Here is a 13,968-nt window from a genome sequence, read left to right as displayed (position 1 = left end):
ATCGACCCGCCGTCGACCCGCCGATCACCCGGGAGCCGGTCCGGTCGTCGCCCGCACCACCAGGTGCGGCACGACGAGGTTCTGCCGCGCGGGCCGCGCCTGGTCGGCGATCCGGGCCGTGAGCATCTCGGCGGCGACGCGTCCCATGTCGCGGCGGGGCTGGTCCACGCTGGTCAGCGAGATGTGCCGGATCGCGGCCAGATGCGTGTTGTCGTAGCCGACGATCGACACGTGGCCGGGGACGGCCAGCTCCAGTTCGTCGGCGGCCGACAGCGCGCCCGTCGCCACCAGGTCGTTCGGCGCGAAGATCGCCGTCGGGCGGACGTCCCGTTTCAGCAGCGTCAGCGCCGCCCGGTAACCGCCCTCCTCGGTGAAGTCGCCCGCCTCGACGAGGATCTGGTCGCCGAGGCCGTGCCGCTTCATCGCCTTCTCGTAACCGAGGCGCCGGTACCGCGCCGTCGTGGACCGTGCCCCCTCGATGTGCGCGATGCGCCGGTGCCCCAGCTCGACCAGGTGGTCGACGGCCAGCGCGGCGCCGAGTTCGTCGTCGTCCACGACGATGTCGACGTCGGCGACGTCGCGTTCACCGACGACGACGACCGGCACGCTCGCGGCGGCGTCGCGCAGCGACTCGGGCACGACGCTGAGCAGCACCAGCCCGTCCACGCGCATCTCCAGGAACGCCTCGACGGCCTCGGCCTCGAACAGCGGGTCCCAGCGGCCGCTGCCGACGAGCATGCGCAGGCCCGCGCCGTGCAGCGACTCTTGGAGCCCGTCCAGGAACTCGGCGAAGAAGGGGTTGTGCAGGTCGGCGACGAGCGCGCCGATCAGCCGGGTGCGGCCCTCGACGAGGCTGCGCGCCACGGCGTTCGGCCGGTAGCCCAGCTCGCGCGCCGCCTGGAGCACCGCCTGGCGGCGCCGCTCGCTGACGTGCGGGGAACCGCGCATGACGAGCGACACGAGCGACTTGGACACGCCTGCGCGTTCGGCCACGTTGCGGATCGTCGGCTTGGGCGGGCCCGGCGCGCGCCCCTCCGCCGGGGTGCGGGGAGCCGGGACAGCGACCTCTCGTGACGCAGACGTCGCGTTGTGCGGGGGATGGGCTTCACGAGCTGACATGCCACTCCGTCCGGGAGCTTTCTTGGACCTGCCGGCGCGGTGCTCCGCGCCCGCCGGGGACGGGTACGGGGCACCTTCCTCACTCGGGAGGAGATGCCATGATGCCCCGGCTCGCTCTGCCATGGCCGCAACTGCGAGTAACGGTCAGCCGTCAAATACCGTTCCGTACTGTGGTGTTCCGGATCACACCGTTCCAGGCGTAACGCCCGACCTGCGTCAGGACGCGGAACCGGACCTCGCGAGACCCGCGAAAATCCTCACCCGCGCACGGTCTCGCTCGTCTTCCGCGCACGTCCGCTCGGATACGCTGCCCGGGTGGCAGAGCGTGCGACGACGACCGGCAAGGACCCGGCCAGTTCCGGCAGCGGCCCCGCCCGGGCCGGTGGCCGGGGCCGCGGCGGCGGCCGGGCGCGGCGGCGGCTCAGCGTGGACGAGCGCCGCGACGAGCTGATCGAGGCCGCGCTCGAACTGTTCAGCTCGCGCTCCCCCGAGGACATCTCGATCGACGACGTGGCCGCCGCGGCGGGCGCGTCCCGGGCGCTCGTCTACCACTACTTCGGCGGCAAGCAGGAGCTGTACATCGCCGCGCTGAACAGCGCGAGCAAGCAGCTCTCGGTGCTGCTCGAACCGCCCGCCGAGGGCTCCCCGCTGGAGCGGCTGGCCCTGTCGCTGTCGCGCTACTTCGACTTCGTGGAGCGGCACGCCGCCGGGTTCACCGCGCTGCTGCGCGGCGGCCCCGCCGACCGCACCGGCGAGATCGGGGAGATCGTGGACGGCATCCGCGACCTGCTCCTCGGCCGCATCCTGGCCGCCCTCGACATCGGCACGCCGCCGCCCGTCCTGCGCATCACGCTGCGCTCGTGGATGTCGTCGGTCGAGACCGCCGGGCTGGACTGGCTGGAGAAGCGCGACCTGGACCGCCCCACGCTGGAGCGCCTGCTGGTCGACCAGCTCGTCGTCCTCCTGGACGTCGCGGGCAACTACGAGCCGCGCATCCGCACGCTGTTCAGCAAGCTGGCCGAGCAGGAGTTCGGCACCGCCTGAGAACGCAGACATCCCGCTCGAGACCGGTGGCCGTCGAACGGGACATCCCTGGCAGCGGCACTCGGCCCGGGACCGACGATTCTCGGACGATCGTGGTCCCGGGCCGTACGCGGTCGTGCCCCCCTGCTGTCCGCGCGGCGAAATTCGGGCCGCGCGGGGTACTACTCCGAGCGCTGCTGCGGAATGCCCGCGAGCAGCGCGCGCACCTCCGCCTCGCGATACCGGCGGTGCCCCCCGAGCGTGCGGATGGACGTGAGCTTGCCGGCCTTCGCCCACCGCGTGACGGTCTTCGGGTCGACGCGGAACATCGTCGCCACCTCGGCGGGGGTCAGCAGGGGCTCGGCCTCTGGCGTACGTGCTGACATGTGTGCGGCCTCTCCTTTGTGGACCGATGACAGTGATCCTCGCGCGGTCACTGATGTCCCCTATGGCCCGAAAGAGCCACTATGACATCACAACGTGTAACCTTGCCACCACTCATCGCAACAAGCAAGTACCTGACGGCATGAAACCTCCCGTGTACCCACGGGAGCCACACGCCGGAGATCACTGCCGCCGGACCTGTGGCCAGTGGGTCACGCTGAGTGATTCTAGCGACACGTATAGTCGTATGGCGCAGGGATTCGGGAAATTTGTTCGGGACGGACCCGCCGACCTGCGGTGTTCTCCGGAAAAAGCCGTCAGTTGGCCGATTCGAGAGCCCGTACCCGGCGCCATCGGACGGTCAGCCGCCCCGCCATGGCCACGGCCAGCTCCCGCTCGCCGCGCCGCAGCGCCGCCAGCGCCACGCCCGTCTCCGCGACCGACGCGTCCGCGCTCAGCGCGCCGTCGTCCAGCAGGTGCACCAGGCCGCCGTAGTCCAGCTCGACCAGCCCGCCCGGATGGAAGCCCGCCAGCCACCGCTCCAGCTCGGCCAGCCGCCCCTCCGTGACCGGGAACCCGGCCCCGGCCGGCGCCTCGGTGAGCACCGGCAGCGCGTCGGCGACGCGGCGCCGCGCCTCGGCCATCGAGGTGACGTACAGGAGCGTACGCGCGGGCGCCGCCGTCGCGGCGGCACCGCCGGGCGACTCGCCGGGGTCGGCCGGTTCCTCGCGCAGCACCAGGCACCGTTCGGTCCCGGCGAACGGCACGAACCACTCGCCCGGCACCCGCCACGTCGCCTCCCGGATGTGCGGGACGCGCGCCCGCCCGGCCCGCGACCACCGCTCGAACCCCTCGGCGGCCCGCGCCGCCGCGTCCGGCGCGACGACCGCCGCCGCGGGCGCGCCCGGCGCGCCGTCGCGGAACCGCGCGTACGCCAGCCAGCAGCGCAGCCGCGTCGCCCACGGCGCGACGTAGATCGTGTCACCGATGCGGCGGACGTAGGCGTCCCGGCTCTCCCGGTCGGGGGCGACGGCGGCGGGCTCGGCCACCAGCCGCAGCAGCGCGGCCCGGTGCTCGGCGGCCAGCGACCGCGCCCAGCTCGGCCGCCGGCGCGACTCCGCGTACGCCGTCCACACCGTGCGCTCCGGCTCCGGGAACGCGCTCACCGGCTCGTACACCCGGAGGTAGGCCGCATACGGAAGCACCCGTGCATCGTGGCACGCACCACTCCGCCCGGACACCCGACTCGCCCGCTTTCGCGGACTCCGTTCCCTCGCGTCCCGCCCGCCGCGCCCCCTACGCTTGATCCCGAGGACAGAGAGGAGGGCACCACCGTGCCTAATGTCTTCGGGTCGCCCCACAAGGGCTCAGGACCCGGTCACGAGCAGGTCGTCTTCTGCCAGGACGAGGCCAGCGGGTTGCGCGCCATCATCGCGATCTACTCCACGGCCCTCGGTCCGGCGCTCGGCGGCACCCGCTTCTACCCGTACGCCTCCGAGGCCGACGCCCTGGAGGACGTGCTGAACCTGTCGCGCGGCATGGCGTACAAGAACGCGCTCGCCGGGCTCGACCACGGCGGCGGCAAGGCCGTCATCATCGGTGATCCGGCCACCGGCAAGTCCGAGGCCGCGCTGCGCGCCTACGGCCGGTTCGTGCAGTCGCTGAACGGCCGCTACTACACCGCCTGCGACGTCGGCACGTTCAGCGAGGACATGGACGTCGTCGCCCGCGAGTCCCGCTTCGTCACCGGGCGCACGCTCGCGCACGGCGGCGCCGGGGACTCCTCCATCCTCACCGCGTACGGCGTCTTCCAGGGCATGCGCGCCGCCGCCGAGACGCTGTGGGGCTCGCCCACGCTGCGCGGGCGCCGGGTCGGCGTCGAGGGCGTCGGCAAGGTCGGGCGGCGGCTCGTCGAGCACCTGCGCGAGGACGGTGCCGAGGTCGTCGTGTGCGACGTCAGCGAGAGCGCCGTCGAGCGCGTGCTGGCGGCCAACCCGGGCGTGGAGGCCGTCGCGGACGGCGCCGCGCTGGTCCGCGCCGACCTCGACGTCTACGCGCCGTGCGCGCTGGGCGGCTCGCTGAACGACGAGACGGTGCCGGTGCTCGGCGCGTCGATCGTGTGCGGGGCGGCCAACAACCAGCTCGCCCACGCGGGCGTGGAGAAGCAGCTCGCCGATCGCGGCGTGCTGTACGCGCCCGACTACGTGGTGAACTCCGGTGGCGTGATCCAGGTCGCGGACGAGATCGAGGGCTTCGACTTCGAGCGCGCCAAGGCCCGCGCGAGCGGGATCTTCGCCACCACCGCGAAGATCTTCGCGCTCGCCGCCGACGAGGGCGTCCCGCCCGCCGTCGCCGCCGACCGCCTCGCCGAACGTCGCATGTCCGACATCGGACGGCTGAGGGGCATTCACCTCTAGAAGCCCGTCCGCGCCGCACGTTCCGTGCTCCGCGCCCCCTCCGGCCGCCCGCGCCGCGCCCGTCGCGACGCGGGCGTTTCCGGCCGTGCCGGACCCGCGCCGCCCTTCCGGCAGGCACCGGATACACTGGTGTTCTCCGCAGCCAGGGTGACCACCACGGACCGACCCTGTACCGAGCCGGGCGCAAAACGGGTACGGTTGTACCCGTGACTGACGCATGGCTCATCAGGCACCGGTTCGTGTGGTACACGCGCGCGTTGATGGGCCCACGAAAGCCCTGACCATCGAGGGGGTCGAGCCAATGGGTCGCGGCCGAGCCAAGGCCAAGCAGGTAAAGGTTGCCCGCCAGCTCAAGTACAGCAGCGGCGGAACAGACCTCGACCGCCTGAAGAGCGAGCTGGGAGTCGACGACTCCCCGGACGAGTCCTATGACGAGCTCGTGGAGAAATACGCCGACTACGCCGACGACTACGGCTCCGACGACCGCAAGGACAGCGCCTCCGGCCGCTGACCCCGCGCACTTCCCGCCGCCGCCCGCGTCCCTGGGCGGCGGCGTTCGTGTGAGCGGCGGCCCTACCGGCGCGGCTCGGCCAGCGCCTCGGCGACGCCCGTCTCGGTCCGGCCGAGCAGCGTGGGGTCGGGCCGCAGCGCCAGGCTCCGCACCGCCTTGAGCATCGCCAGCGGTTCGCGGGCGTGCCCGGCCGCCGTCGGCCCCGGCCACGCGCCGGAGCTGTCGTCCCCGACGCCCCACGCCCGCAGCCCGGCGGCCCGGCACAGCGCCACGGCGCGCGGCAGGTGGAACTCCTGGGTGACGACGATCAGCCGCCGCACCTGGAAGATCCGCCGCGCCCGGGTGCACGAGTCCCACGTGTCGAGCCCGGCGAAGTCGCGGACGACGTGCCGCTCCGGCACGCCCCGCCCCACGAGGTAGTCGCGCATGACGGTCGGCTCGTCGTAGCCGCGCACCCGGTTGTCGCCCGAGACGAGCAGCACCCGGACCGTCCCGCGCCGGTACAGCTCGGCGGCGATGTCGAGCCGCCGCGCGAGCAGCGGGCTCGGCCGCCCGCCGCCGATGCCGGCGCCGAGGACGAGCGCGACCGGCGCGGACGGCGCGTCCGCCACGCCGACGCGGAGCCCGGCCGTCGTCGCGTACGCCCATCCGGTCGGCGCCGCGCCCGCGTACGCCGCGAGCCCGGCCAGGACGAGCAGCACCCCCGCCCACCGGCGCACAAGGATCACGAAGAGTAGGACGGCCGGACCGCCGTCCGGGTTCACGCACCGCCCGGGCTGGCCTTTCTCCGCGAGAGGTGCACAATGGCGGGCGTGGATGATGGTTCCTGCGCCGAACTGCGGCGCATCCTCCGGTCGCTGATGGCGGCCGGGGGCGACGTGTACGTACGGGTCGCCGAGACCGGCGACCGCCACCCCTCCGAGTACCTGCACGCGCTGCTGGCCCGCGAGGGCCTGCTGGCCGGGGAGACCGGCGCCGCCGAGCTGCGCGCCCGGCTGCGCACGCCGCCGCACGAGGACGTCCTCGCCGCGCTGACCGAGATCGTCGCCGAGGACGACGCGTTCGGCACGCCGTCCCCGTGGTGCCGCGCGCAGGCGCAGCCCGCGCTGGAGCGGCTGTTCTCCGTCATGGGCCCCGAGGCCCGCTGGTGGAGCAACGTCCGGGTCGACGACGGCCGCATCGACGGCTGGGAGCCGGTCACGTCCCGCGCCGTCGACCACGTCGTCATCGGCCGCAACGACGAGACCACGGTCGTCTTCGTCCGGACGGGAGCGGCCGAGCGGGCCGCCCTCGCCTAGACGAGCGTCGCCCGGCCCGTGCCCTCGGTGATCTCCCCGAGGGCCCAGGCCGGGACGCCGCGTCCGGCCAGCAGCCGCAGCGCCGCGTCGGCGGTCTCGGGGGCGACGATGGCGGCCATGCCGACGCCGAGGTTGAACGTCTTGTCCATCTCGGGCGCGGGCACGTTCCCGGCCCCGGCCAGGATCGCGAACAGCGGCGGGACCGTCCACGACGCGCGGCGCAGCACCGCGTTCGCCGTGGCGGGCAGCGAGCGGGCCAGGTTGGCGGCCAGGCCGCCGCCGGTGATGTGCGCGAACGCGCGCACGCCGCCCGCGCGGGTCAGCGCCAGGCAGTCCTTGGCGTAGATGCGGGTCGGCGTCAGCAGCTCTTCACCGAGCGTGCGGCCGAGGTCGGCCGGGGTGGACTCCAGCGCGAGGTCGCTCGTGGCGAGGATGTGCCGCACCAGCGAGTACCCGTTGGAGTGGATGCCCGACGACGCCAGCGCCAGCACCACGTCCCCCGGCCGCACCCGCTCCGGGCCGAGCAGTTCGGACGCCTCCACGACGCCCGTGCCCGCGCCCGCGATGTCGAACTCGTCCGGGCCGAGCAGCCCGGGGTGCTCGGCCGTCTCGCCGCCGACCAGCGCCGCGCCCGCCAGCGCGCAGCCGTCCGCGATACCGCCCACGATGTCCGCGATGCGCTCGGGCACGACCTTGCCGCACGCGATGTAGTCGGTCATGAACAGCGGCTCGGCGCCGCACACCACCAGGTCGTCCAGGACCATCCCGACCAGGTCGTGCCCGACCGTGTCGTAGATCCCGAGGCGCCGCGCCAGGTCGACCTTCGTGCCGACGCCGTCGGTGGACGTCGCCAGCAGCGGACGCGTGTACCCCGTCAGCGCCGAGGCGTCGAACAGCCCCGCGAACCCGCTGGCGTCGTCCACCACCTCGGGGCGCCGCGACCGCGCCACCCGGCTCTTCATCAGCTCGACGGCGCGCTCGCCGGCGGCGATGTCCACACCGGCGGCCTCGTAGGACGTGCTCATGGGTTCCTTGTCGTTTCCGGGCCGCGTCACGGCCGGGACGGCTCCAGCAGGTGCTTGCCGCGCGCGGCCTCCTCGACGGGGATCGGGTAGACCCCGTCGAAGCACGCCCGGCACAGCCGGTCCTTGGCGATCTGCGACGCGGCGATCAGCTCGTCCAGCGAGATGAACCCGAGCGAGTCGGCGCCGATGGAGTCGCGGATGCCCTCGACGTCCAGCCGCCCGGCGATCAGCTCGGCGCGGGTCGCGAAGTCGATGCCGTAGAAGCACGGCCACGACACCGGCGGGCTGGAGATGCGCACGTGCACCTCGGCGGCGCCCGCCTCCCGCAGCAGCGCCACGACCTGCCGCTGCGTGTTGCCGCGCACGATCGAGTCGTCGACGACGACCAGGCGGCGGCCCTCGATCGCCTCGCGCAGCGGGTTCAGCTTCAGCCGGATGCCGAGCTGGCGGATCGTCTGCGACGGCTGAATGAACGTCCGGCCGACGTAGGAGTTCTTGACGAGCCCCTGCCCGTAGGGGATGCCGGACGCCTCCGCGTACCCGATCGCCGCCGGGGTGCCCGACTCGGGCGTCGGAATGACCATGTCGGCCTCGACCGGGTGCTCCAGCGCCAGCCGCCGCCCCACCTCGACGCGGGTGGCCTGCACGTTGCGGCCCGCGATCGTCGTGTCGGGACGCGCCAGGTACACGTACTCGAACAGGCAGCCCTTGGGGCGCGGCTCGGCGAACCGCTCGGCGCGCACGTCGGCCTCGCCGGGACCGTCGATCGCGATCAGCTCGCCGGGCTCGACCTCGCGGACGAACCGGGCGCCGACGATGTCGAGCGCGGCCGTCTCCGACGCCACGACCCAGCCCTTGTCCTCCCAGCGGCCCAGCACCAGCGGGCGGATGCCCTCGGGGTCGCGGGCGGCGTACAGCGTGCCCTCGTCCATGAACACCAGCGAGTACGCGCCGCGCGTGACCGGCAGGATCTCCCGCGCGGCCTCCATCGGGCCGCCCTCGCGGGTGGCCAGCAGCGCCGTCAGCACCTCGGTGTCGGACGTGGCCGTCAGCGCGCCGCCGTCCAGCCGGTCGGCCAGCTCCGGGGTGTTGATCAGGTTGCCGTTGTGCGCGAGCGCCAGGCCGCCGTGGCCGGTGGACCGGAACGTCGGCTGCGCGTTCTCCCACGTCGGCGAACCCGTCGTGGAGTAGCGGCAGTGGCCGACGGCCAGGTGCCCGTGCAGCGTCGACAGCACCGACTCGTCGAACACCTGGGAGACCAGGCCCATGTCCTTGAAGACCACGATGCGGGAGCCGTCGCTGACGGCGATGCCCGCCGACTCCTGGCCGCGGTGCTGCAAGGCGTACAGGCCGTAGTAGGCGAGCTTGCCGACCTCGGCCCGGCCCGCCTCGTCCGGCGGGACCCAGACACCGAACACCCCGCAGGCGTCCTGCGGGGCGCGGTCGGAGGGGTCGAGGTCGTGGCTCAGTCGTCCATCGCGGAGAGGCACGCCGTCAGTGTAGATGGCGGCCCCGCCTGCTCGGATCGGCGCACTCCTGGCTGGACCTTTACTCCTTGCGGGCACTGGGCGGAGGGGCGGCGCGGAAGTCTGGTCCCGAGACGGGGGAGGACGTTCATGACCATGCCGGGCTACCGCACCCAGACGCCGCTCGGGGCGCCGCCGCCCGACGGGCTGTCCCGTGCGTCGCTGGGGCTGGGGATCGCCGGTCTCGCCGGGCTGGCGCTGTGCCTGGCCGGGGTGCTGCCGGCCGTGGCGGGGCTGGTCGTCGGGGTCCTGGCGCTGCGGCGCGGGCAGGGGCGGCCCGGGCTCGCCAAGGCGGGCGTCGCGCTGTCGGCGGTCGCGCTGGTCGTCGCGGCGGTCGCCGTGTACGCGCTGCTCAGCAAGGCCGCCACCTGCGGCGACCGCGAGCGCTACCCCGACCACGCCGCGCGGGACCGGTGCATCGAGCGCGAGTTCCCCTTCACCGGCCGTGCCTCCGGGGGGTGAGAGATACCTCTCACCCGTCGGCCAGCGCGCGGACGGCCTCGTCGCCCAGTCCCGTGGCGTAGACGCGCAGGTCTTCGATCAATCCGGTGAATCCGGGACGTCCATCGTCGCCGCCGAGCACGATCGGGCCCATAGGGATCACCACCGCGTGTTCCAGCGGCAGCGCCACGTCCTTCTGCCCGTCCACATAGAGGAACATGCCGTCCGGGCTCACGACGAACGCCAGGTGCGTCCAGGTTCCGGCGGGCACCGAGCGGCGGCTGTCCACGTACTCCGGGCCGTGCGAGGTGAACAACTGCACCCTTATGCGCGGCGCATCCGGGTAGAGCCAGAACCCGAGCGCGCGGGCGTCGTCCTCGGCGACCCGCTTGGTGAGGACGGCCCGCCACTCCGACCCGTCCGGAGGCGCCTCGGGACGCACCGAGAACGCGACCGTGAAGCCGAAGAACTGATTCAGCACGAGCTGCGGCCCGACGCTCAGGACGGCGCGGCCGGTGCCGTCGAAGTTGAGCGCTCCGCCCGTCCGGCCCGGGATGACCGCGACGCCGTCGTCCAGCTCGGCGGTCATCCCGCCGCCGGAAACATCCGTCACCCGCCGCCCGTTCACGCTGTCCACCTCGAACGTCCAGTGCGCTACGAGCACAGCGTGTACCTCCCGTCCCACCCCCGAGATCGGTGACGCCCCTCACGCTGACACCGGAGAGGGCGGGCGGCAACCCCGTACCCGGCTAATCCAGCGGGATCGGGAGGTACGGCGACAGGTCGGCGCGCTGGCCGGACGCCGTGATCATTCCGGCGGTGCTGGCGTTGTCCCAGCTCACCTGGCCCGTCGCCAGCGCGATCCAGGTCGCCGCGTCCATCTCCACGACATTCGGCGGGGTTCCCCGGGTATGGTGCGGGCCGTCGACGCATTGCACGGCGGCGTGCGGGGGTATCCGCACCTCGACGGAGCGTCCCGGAGCCCGCTCGGCCAGCCGGTCGAGCAGGTACCGGACCGCCCCCGTCAGGACCGGACGGTCGGGTGCCGTGCAGCGCGCGCGGGCGGCCAGGACGGTGTCCAGCGCGGCACGGCGCAGCGGCGCGGGCTCGTCCGGACCGTCGTAGGGCGGCAGGCCGAGCTTGCTCCGCTGCTCGTCCAGCGCGGTGCGGGAGAAAGGTGTTCGCGGCATCATCCCGACCGTACCCCGCGAGATTCGCTCTAACGGAGGTCGAACGAGATGCCCGAGGCGCTGCCTCTGCAGCCCGGTGATCCGCGCCGGATCGGCGAGTACGAGATCACCGGCCGGCTCGGCGTGGGCGAGCACGGCACCGTGTTCCGGGGGCGTGCCGCCACCGGGCGCGACGTCGCGGTCAAGCTGCTGCACCAGCGGCTCGGCGGCGAGCCCGTCGCGCGCGCCCGCTTCACCGGCGCGTTCGCGGCGGCGCGGCGCGTCACCGGCTTCTGCACGGCGGCGGTCCTCGCGGCCGACGTCGAGAACGATCGCGCCCACGTCGTGAGCGAGTGGGTGGACGGGCCGTCGCTGGAGACGCTCGTCCGCGAGGAGGGGCCGCGCGGTGCCGCCGTCCTGGAGCGGCTCGCCGTCGGCACCGCCATCGCGTTCGCCGCCGCGCACCGCGCGGGAGCGGTCCATCTCGACCACACCCCCCGCGACCTGCTGCTCGGCCGCGACGGGCCGCGCCTCACCGACCTCGGCCTGGCCCGCGCGCTGGAGGCCGTCAACGCCGTGTCCGCCGGGCGCGCCGCCGACGAGCCCGCTTTCCGCGCCCCCGAACAGCTCAGCGGCACCGGCATCGGCCCCGCCGCCGACGTCTTCGCCTGGGCCGGGACGCTGCTGTTCGCCGCCACCGGCGCGCCGCCGTTCGGCGAGGGCACCCCGGCGGAGGTCATGCAGCGGATCGTCTACGACGACCCGGACCTGTCCGCGCTGCCCGAGTCGCTGCGGCCGGTCCTGGCGCGGGCGTTCGCCAAGACGCCCGGCGACCGGCCCACGGCGTCCCACCTGCTCGACCTGCTCCTCGCACCGGACACCGGCCTCGCCGACCGGATGCCGCCCCGCCTGATCGACGAGGCCCGCGCCCTCGCGGGCTCTCCCGGCGCCGCGCCGCCGCCCGTCGACGCGACGACGTTCGACCTGCCGCCCGCGCCCGCCGCCGAGCCGCCGTCCGTCCCGGTGCCCGACCGGGGCGCGGGCCGGTACGAGATCTCCCACGACCTGAGCGCCAACGACGCGGCGACGTCCGCGATCCCGGCCGTCCGGGCGGACGGGGACGACGCGACCGCGCTCATCGGCACCATCGCGCGCCCGCAGGCCGCCGCCGACGACGGCACCACCGTCATCCCCGGCCTCGGCGGCGACGAGCCCGGCGCCGGCACCGCCGTCATGCCCGCGCTGCCGCCGTCCGCGCCGCCCCGGCAGCGGCGCGGCAACCACGTGCTGGGCGTCGCGCTGTCGCTGGTGATCGGCGTGCTCGTCGGCGTGGCGATCATCGCGCTGGTGCTGTGGCCGCAGATGCGCGGCGACGACGAGGAGGCGCCCGGCGGCGACCCCGCCAACGTCGCCGACAACCGCCCGGTGACGGCGGTCCCGGCGTCGTTCGCGGGCACCTGGAAGGGCACGGCCGTGAACCAGAACAGCGGCGTCGGCTTCCCCGTCGAGGTGACGTTCCAGGAGGGCCGCAAGACCGCCCGCGCCGTCTATCCGCGCGAGGGCTGCGACGGCGCCCTGGCCCTCACCCGGGGCACCGGCAGCAACCTTCAGATGACGCTCCAGATCGCCAAGCCCTGCACCCCCGGCCACGTCCAGATCACCCGCCAGCCCGACGGCACGCTCCTGTACGCCTGGAGCCGCAGCACGCAGGGCCAGCCGGTCGGCTACCAGGGACGGCTGACTCGCGCGCAGAACTAGCCAGCAAATCACCCCAATAGCGGCGTATTACCGGCATAGGTGCGATCTGGTGCATTAAGGTTCTCCCGATCGAAAGAATCGATCTTGGTTGAGAAGGAGAACCCTTGCGGCCCACCTCCCGGCGGCTCCTCGTCATCGGCGTCGCCACCGCGCTCGCGGGCGGCACCCTCGCGGCGCCCGCGCTGGCCGACGAGCCCCTCGTGACCGTCGCCACCGTCACCGACGGCACGCCCGTCCCCGGCCAGTACATCGTGACGCTCAAGGACGGCGCGTCCGCCACCGCCGCGGCCAAGCGCGCCGCGGCCAAGTCCGTCCGGCAGTTCCCCGGGCGCGGCGGCTTCGCCGCCAAGGTGGACGCCGACGGCCTGAACAAGCTCCGCCGCGACCCCGGCGTCGCCGCGATCGAGCCGGACCAGATCGTCCGCGCGAACACCACGCAGCGGTCCCCGCTGCCGTGGGGCCTGGACCGGATCGACCAGCGCAGCGTCAAGCGGGACAAGAAGTACACCTACACCGCGACGGGCAAGGGCGTGAACGCCTACGTCATCGACAGCGGCATCGACCCCACGCACCCGCAGTTCGGCGGGCGCGCGTCCATCGCCTGGGCCGCGCCGAGCTTCGGCGGCGACGGCGCCGACTGCAACGGGCACGGCACGCACGTGTCGGGCACCATCGGCTCCAAGCTGCACGGCGTCGCCAAGGGCGTGAACCTGCGCGGCGTCCGCGTGCTGGACTGCAACGGCGAGGGATCGCTCTCCGACGTCATCGCCGCGGTGAACTGGGTGCGCACCAACGCGGTGAAGCCCGCCGTCGCGAACCTGTCCCTGGGCGGCTCGAAGTCCGCGGCGCTGAACACCGCCGTGGAGAACCTGTCCCGGTCCAAGGTCTTCACGGTCGTGTCCGCAGGCAACGACAACGTCGACTCCTGCAAGGTCTCGCCCGCGTCCGCCGGATGGGTCATGGCCGTCGGCGCCACGACGATCTACGACAACCGCGCCGGTTTCTCCAACTGGGGCAAGTGCGTCGACATCTTCGCGCCCGGCTACGGCATCACCTCCACGCTGCCGAACAACCGCACCGCCGCGTTCGACGGCACGTCGATGGCCGCGCCGCACGTCGCCGGAGTCGCGGCCCTGTACCTGTCCAAGTACAAGACCGCCGACTTCCCGACCGTGCAGAAGTGGCTGAACACCAACGCCACGAAGGTCGTCAAGAAGCTGCCCTCGGGCAAGGGCACGACGAACCGGCTCCTCTACAAGGCCGGTCTCTGATCCGGTCCGCGTAGGATCCGCCCGGC

The 13,968-nt window shown here is 73.6% G+C and carries 15 protein-coding genes; 7 read left to right on the top strand and 8 right to left on the bottom strand.

Annotation, left to right across the window (positions count from 1 at the left end):
• Positions 1-24 precede the first annotated feature (24 nt).
• Complete coding sequence (locus C229_RS0108085) at positions 25-993, bottom strand: LacI family DNA-binding transcriptional regulator (protein ID WP_018654568.1); 969 nt, start codon at positions 991-993, stop codon at positions 25-27.
• A 441-nt stretch (positions 994-1,434) separates the two neighbouring features.
• Between C229_RS0108085 and C229_RS0108080 the strand changes: the two genes are divergently transcribed.
• Positions 1,435-2,163 (top strand): TetR/AcrR family transcriptional regulator, encoded by a 729-nt coding sequence (locus C229_RS0108080; protein WP_018654567.1) that lies wholly within the window; start codon positions 1,435-1,437, stop codon positions 2,161-2,163.
• A gap of 161 nt (positions 2,164-2,324) precedes the next feature.
• Here the strand turns inward: C229_RS0108080 and bldC are convergent, their stop codons facing one another.
• Complete coding sequence (gene bldC, locus C229_RS0108075) at positions 2,325-2,528, bottom strand: developmental transcriptional regulator BldC (protein WP_012850682.1); 204 nt, start codon at positions 2,526-2,528, stop codon at positions 2,325-2,327.
• A 315-nt stretch (positions 2,529-2,843) separates the two neighbouring features.
• A complete protein-coding gene (locus C229_RS0108070; RefSeq protein WP_018654566.1) occupies positions 2,844-3,731 on the bottom strand; it encodes a DUF8083 family protein in 888 nt (295 codons plus the stop codon).
• Positions 3,732-3,860: 129 nt separating this feature from the next.
• Here C229_RS0108070 and C229_RS0108065 point away from each other — a divergent pair, with 129 nt between their 5' ends.
• Positions 3,861-4,943, top strand: a complete 1,083-nt coding sequence (locus tag C229_RS0108065) for a Leu/Phe/Val dehydrogenase (RefSeq protein WP_026313561.1) — start codon at positions 3,861-3,863, stop codon at positions 4,941-4,943.
• A 301-nt stretch (positions 4,944-5,244) separates the two neighbouring features.
• Positions 5,245-5,454, top strand: a complete 210-nt coding sequence (locus C229_RS0108060; protein WP_026313560.1) for a DUF3073 domain-containing protein — start codon at positions 5,245-5,247, stop codon at positions 5,452-5,454.
• 62 nt (positions 5,455-5,516) lie between these two features.
• On the opposite strand, the gene C229_RS0108055 is transcribed toward C229_RS0108060, so the two are convergent.
• Entirely contained in the window at positions 5,517-6,182 is a 666-nt protein-coding gene (locus C229_RS0108055; RefSeq protein ID WP_155884646.1) for a SanA/YdcF family protein, read from the bottom strand.
• Between the two features lie 84 nt (positions 6,183-6,266).
• Between C229_RS0108055 and C229_RS0108050 the strand changes: the two genes are divergently transcribed.
• Positions 6,267-6,752, top strand: a complete 486-nt coding sequence (locus C229_RS0108050) for a hypothetical protein (RefSeq protein ID WP_155884645.1) — start codon at positions 6,267-6,269, stop codon at positions 6,750-6,752.
• Here the strand turns inward: C229_RS0108050 and purM are convergent.
• Together purM and purF are read right to left on the bottom strand one after the other, a co-directional pair.
• Positions 6,749-7,777 (bottom strand): phosphoribosylformylglycinamidine cyclo-ligase, encoded by a 1,029-nt coding sequence (purM, locus tag C229_RS0108045; RefSeq protein WP_018654561.1) that lies wholly within the window; start codon positions 7,775-7,777, stop codon positions 6,749-6,751. The genes C229_RS0108050 and purM overlap by 4 nt on opposite strands.
• A gap of 26 nt (positions 7,778-7,803) precedes the next feature.
• The gene (gene purF, locus C229_RS0108040; RefSeq protein ID WP_026313559.1) at positions 7,804-9,267 is read right to left on the bottom strand and encodes an amidophosphoribosyltransferase; all 1,464 of its coding nucleotides are present in this window, start codon (positions 9,265-9,267) and stop codon (positions 7,804-7,806) included.
• A gap of 126 nt (positions 9,268-9,393) precedes the next feature.
• Here purF and C229_RS0108035 point away from each other — a divergent pair, with 126 nt between their 5' ends.
• The gene (locus C229_RS0108035) at positions 9,394-9,765 is read left to right on the top strand and encodes a hypothetical protein (protein WP_018654559.1); all 372 of its coding nucleotides are present in this window, start codon (positions 9,394-9,396) and stop codon (positions 9,763-9,765) included.
• Between the two features lie 10 nt (positions 9,766-9,775).
• Here the strand turns inward: C229_RS0108035 and C229_RS0108030 are convergent, their stop codons facing one another.
• Together C229_RS0108030 and C229_RS0108025 are read right to left on the bottom strand one after the other, a co-directional pair.
• Entirely contained in the window at positions 9,776-10,408 is a 633-nt protein-coding gene (locus C229_RS0108030; protein ID WP_033423948.1) for a LamG domain-containing protein, read from the bottom strand.
• Between the two features lie 85 nt (positions 10,409-10,493).
• The gene (locus C229_RS0108025; protein ID WP_018654557.1) at positions 10,494-10,937 is read right to left on the bottom strand and encodes a sterol carrier family protein; all 444 of its coding nucleotides are present in this window, start codon (positions 10,935-10,937) and stop codon (positions 10,494-10,496) included.
• 45 nt (positions 10,938-10,982) lie between these two features.
• On the opposite strand from C229_RS0108025, the gene C229_RS32695 reads away from it, so the two are divergent.
• Both C229_RS32695 and C229_RS0108015 read left to right on the top strand, forming a co-directional pair.
• Entirely contained in the window at positions 10,983-12,671 is a 1,689-nt protein-coding gene (locus C229_RS32695; RefSeq protein WP_051108882.1) for a serine/threonine protein kinase, read from the top strand.
• Positions 12,672-12,775: 104 nt separating this feature from the next.
• On the top strand, positions 12,776-13,942 hold the full coding sequence (locus C229_RS0108015) for a S8 family peptidase (RefSeq protein ID WP_018654556.1): 1,167 nt from the start codon (positions 12,776-12,778) through the stop codon (positions 13,940-13,942).
• The last annotated feature ends 26 nt before the right edge of the window (positions 13,943-13,968 follow it).

This window comes from Actinomadura flavalba DSM 45200, assembly GCF_000374305.1.
GTDB classification, from domain to species: Bacteria; Actinomycetota; Actinomycetes; order Streptosporangiales; family Streptosporangiaceae; genus Spirillospora; species Spirillospora flavalba.
The sequence above is the reverse complement of the archived record's forward strand: the minus strand, read 5'-3'. Positions and strand labels throughout refer to the sequence as shown.

Coding starts and splice junctions, on each gene's coding strand:
- C229_RS0108025 (WP_018654557.1), bottom strand. CDS start 10,937: ATGATGCCGCGAACACCTTTCTCCCGCACCGCGCTGGACGAGCAGCGG.
- C229_RS0108035 (WP_018654559.1), top strand. CDS start 9,394: ATGACCATGCCGGGCTACCGCACCCAGACGCCGCTCGGGGCGCCGCCG.
- purM (WP_018654561.1), bottom strand. CDS start 7,777: ATGAGCACGTCCTACGAGGCCGCCGGTGTGGACATCGCCGCCGGCGAG.
- bldC (WP_012850682.1), bottom strand. CDS start 2,528: ATGTCAGCACGTACGCCAGAGGCCGAGCCCCTGCTGACCCCCGCCGAG.
- C229_RS32695 (WP_051108882.1), top strand. CDS start 10,983: ATGCCCGAGGCGCTGCCTCTGCAGCCCGGTGATCCGCGCCGGATCGGC.
- C229_RS0108060 (WP_026313560.1), top strand. CDS start 5,245: ATGGGTCGCGGCCGAGCCAAGGCCAAGCAGGTAAAGGTTGCCCGCCAG.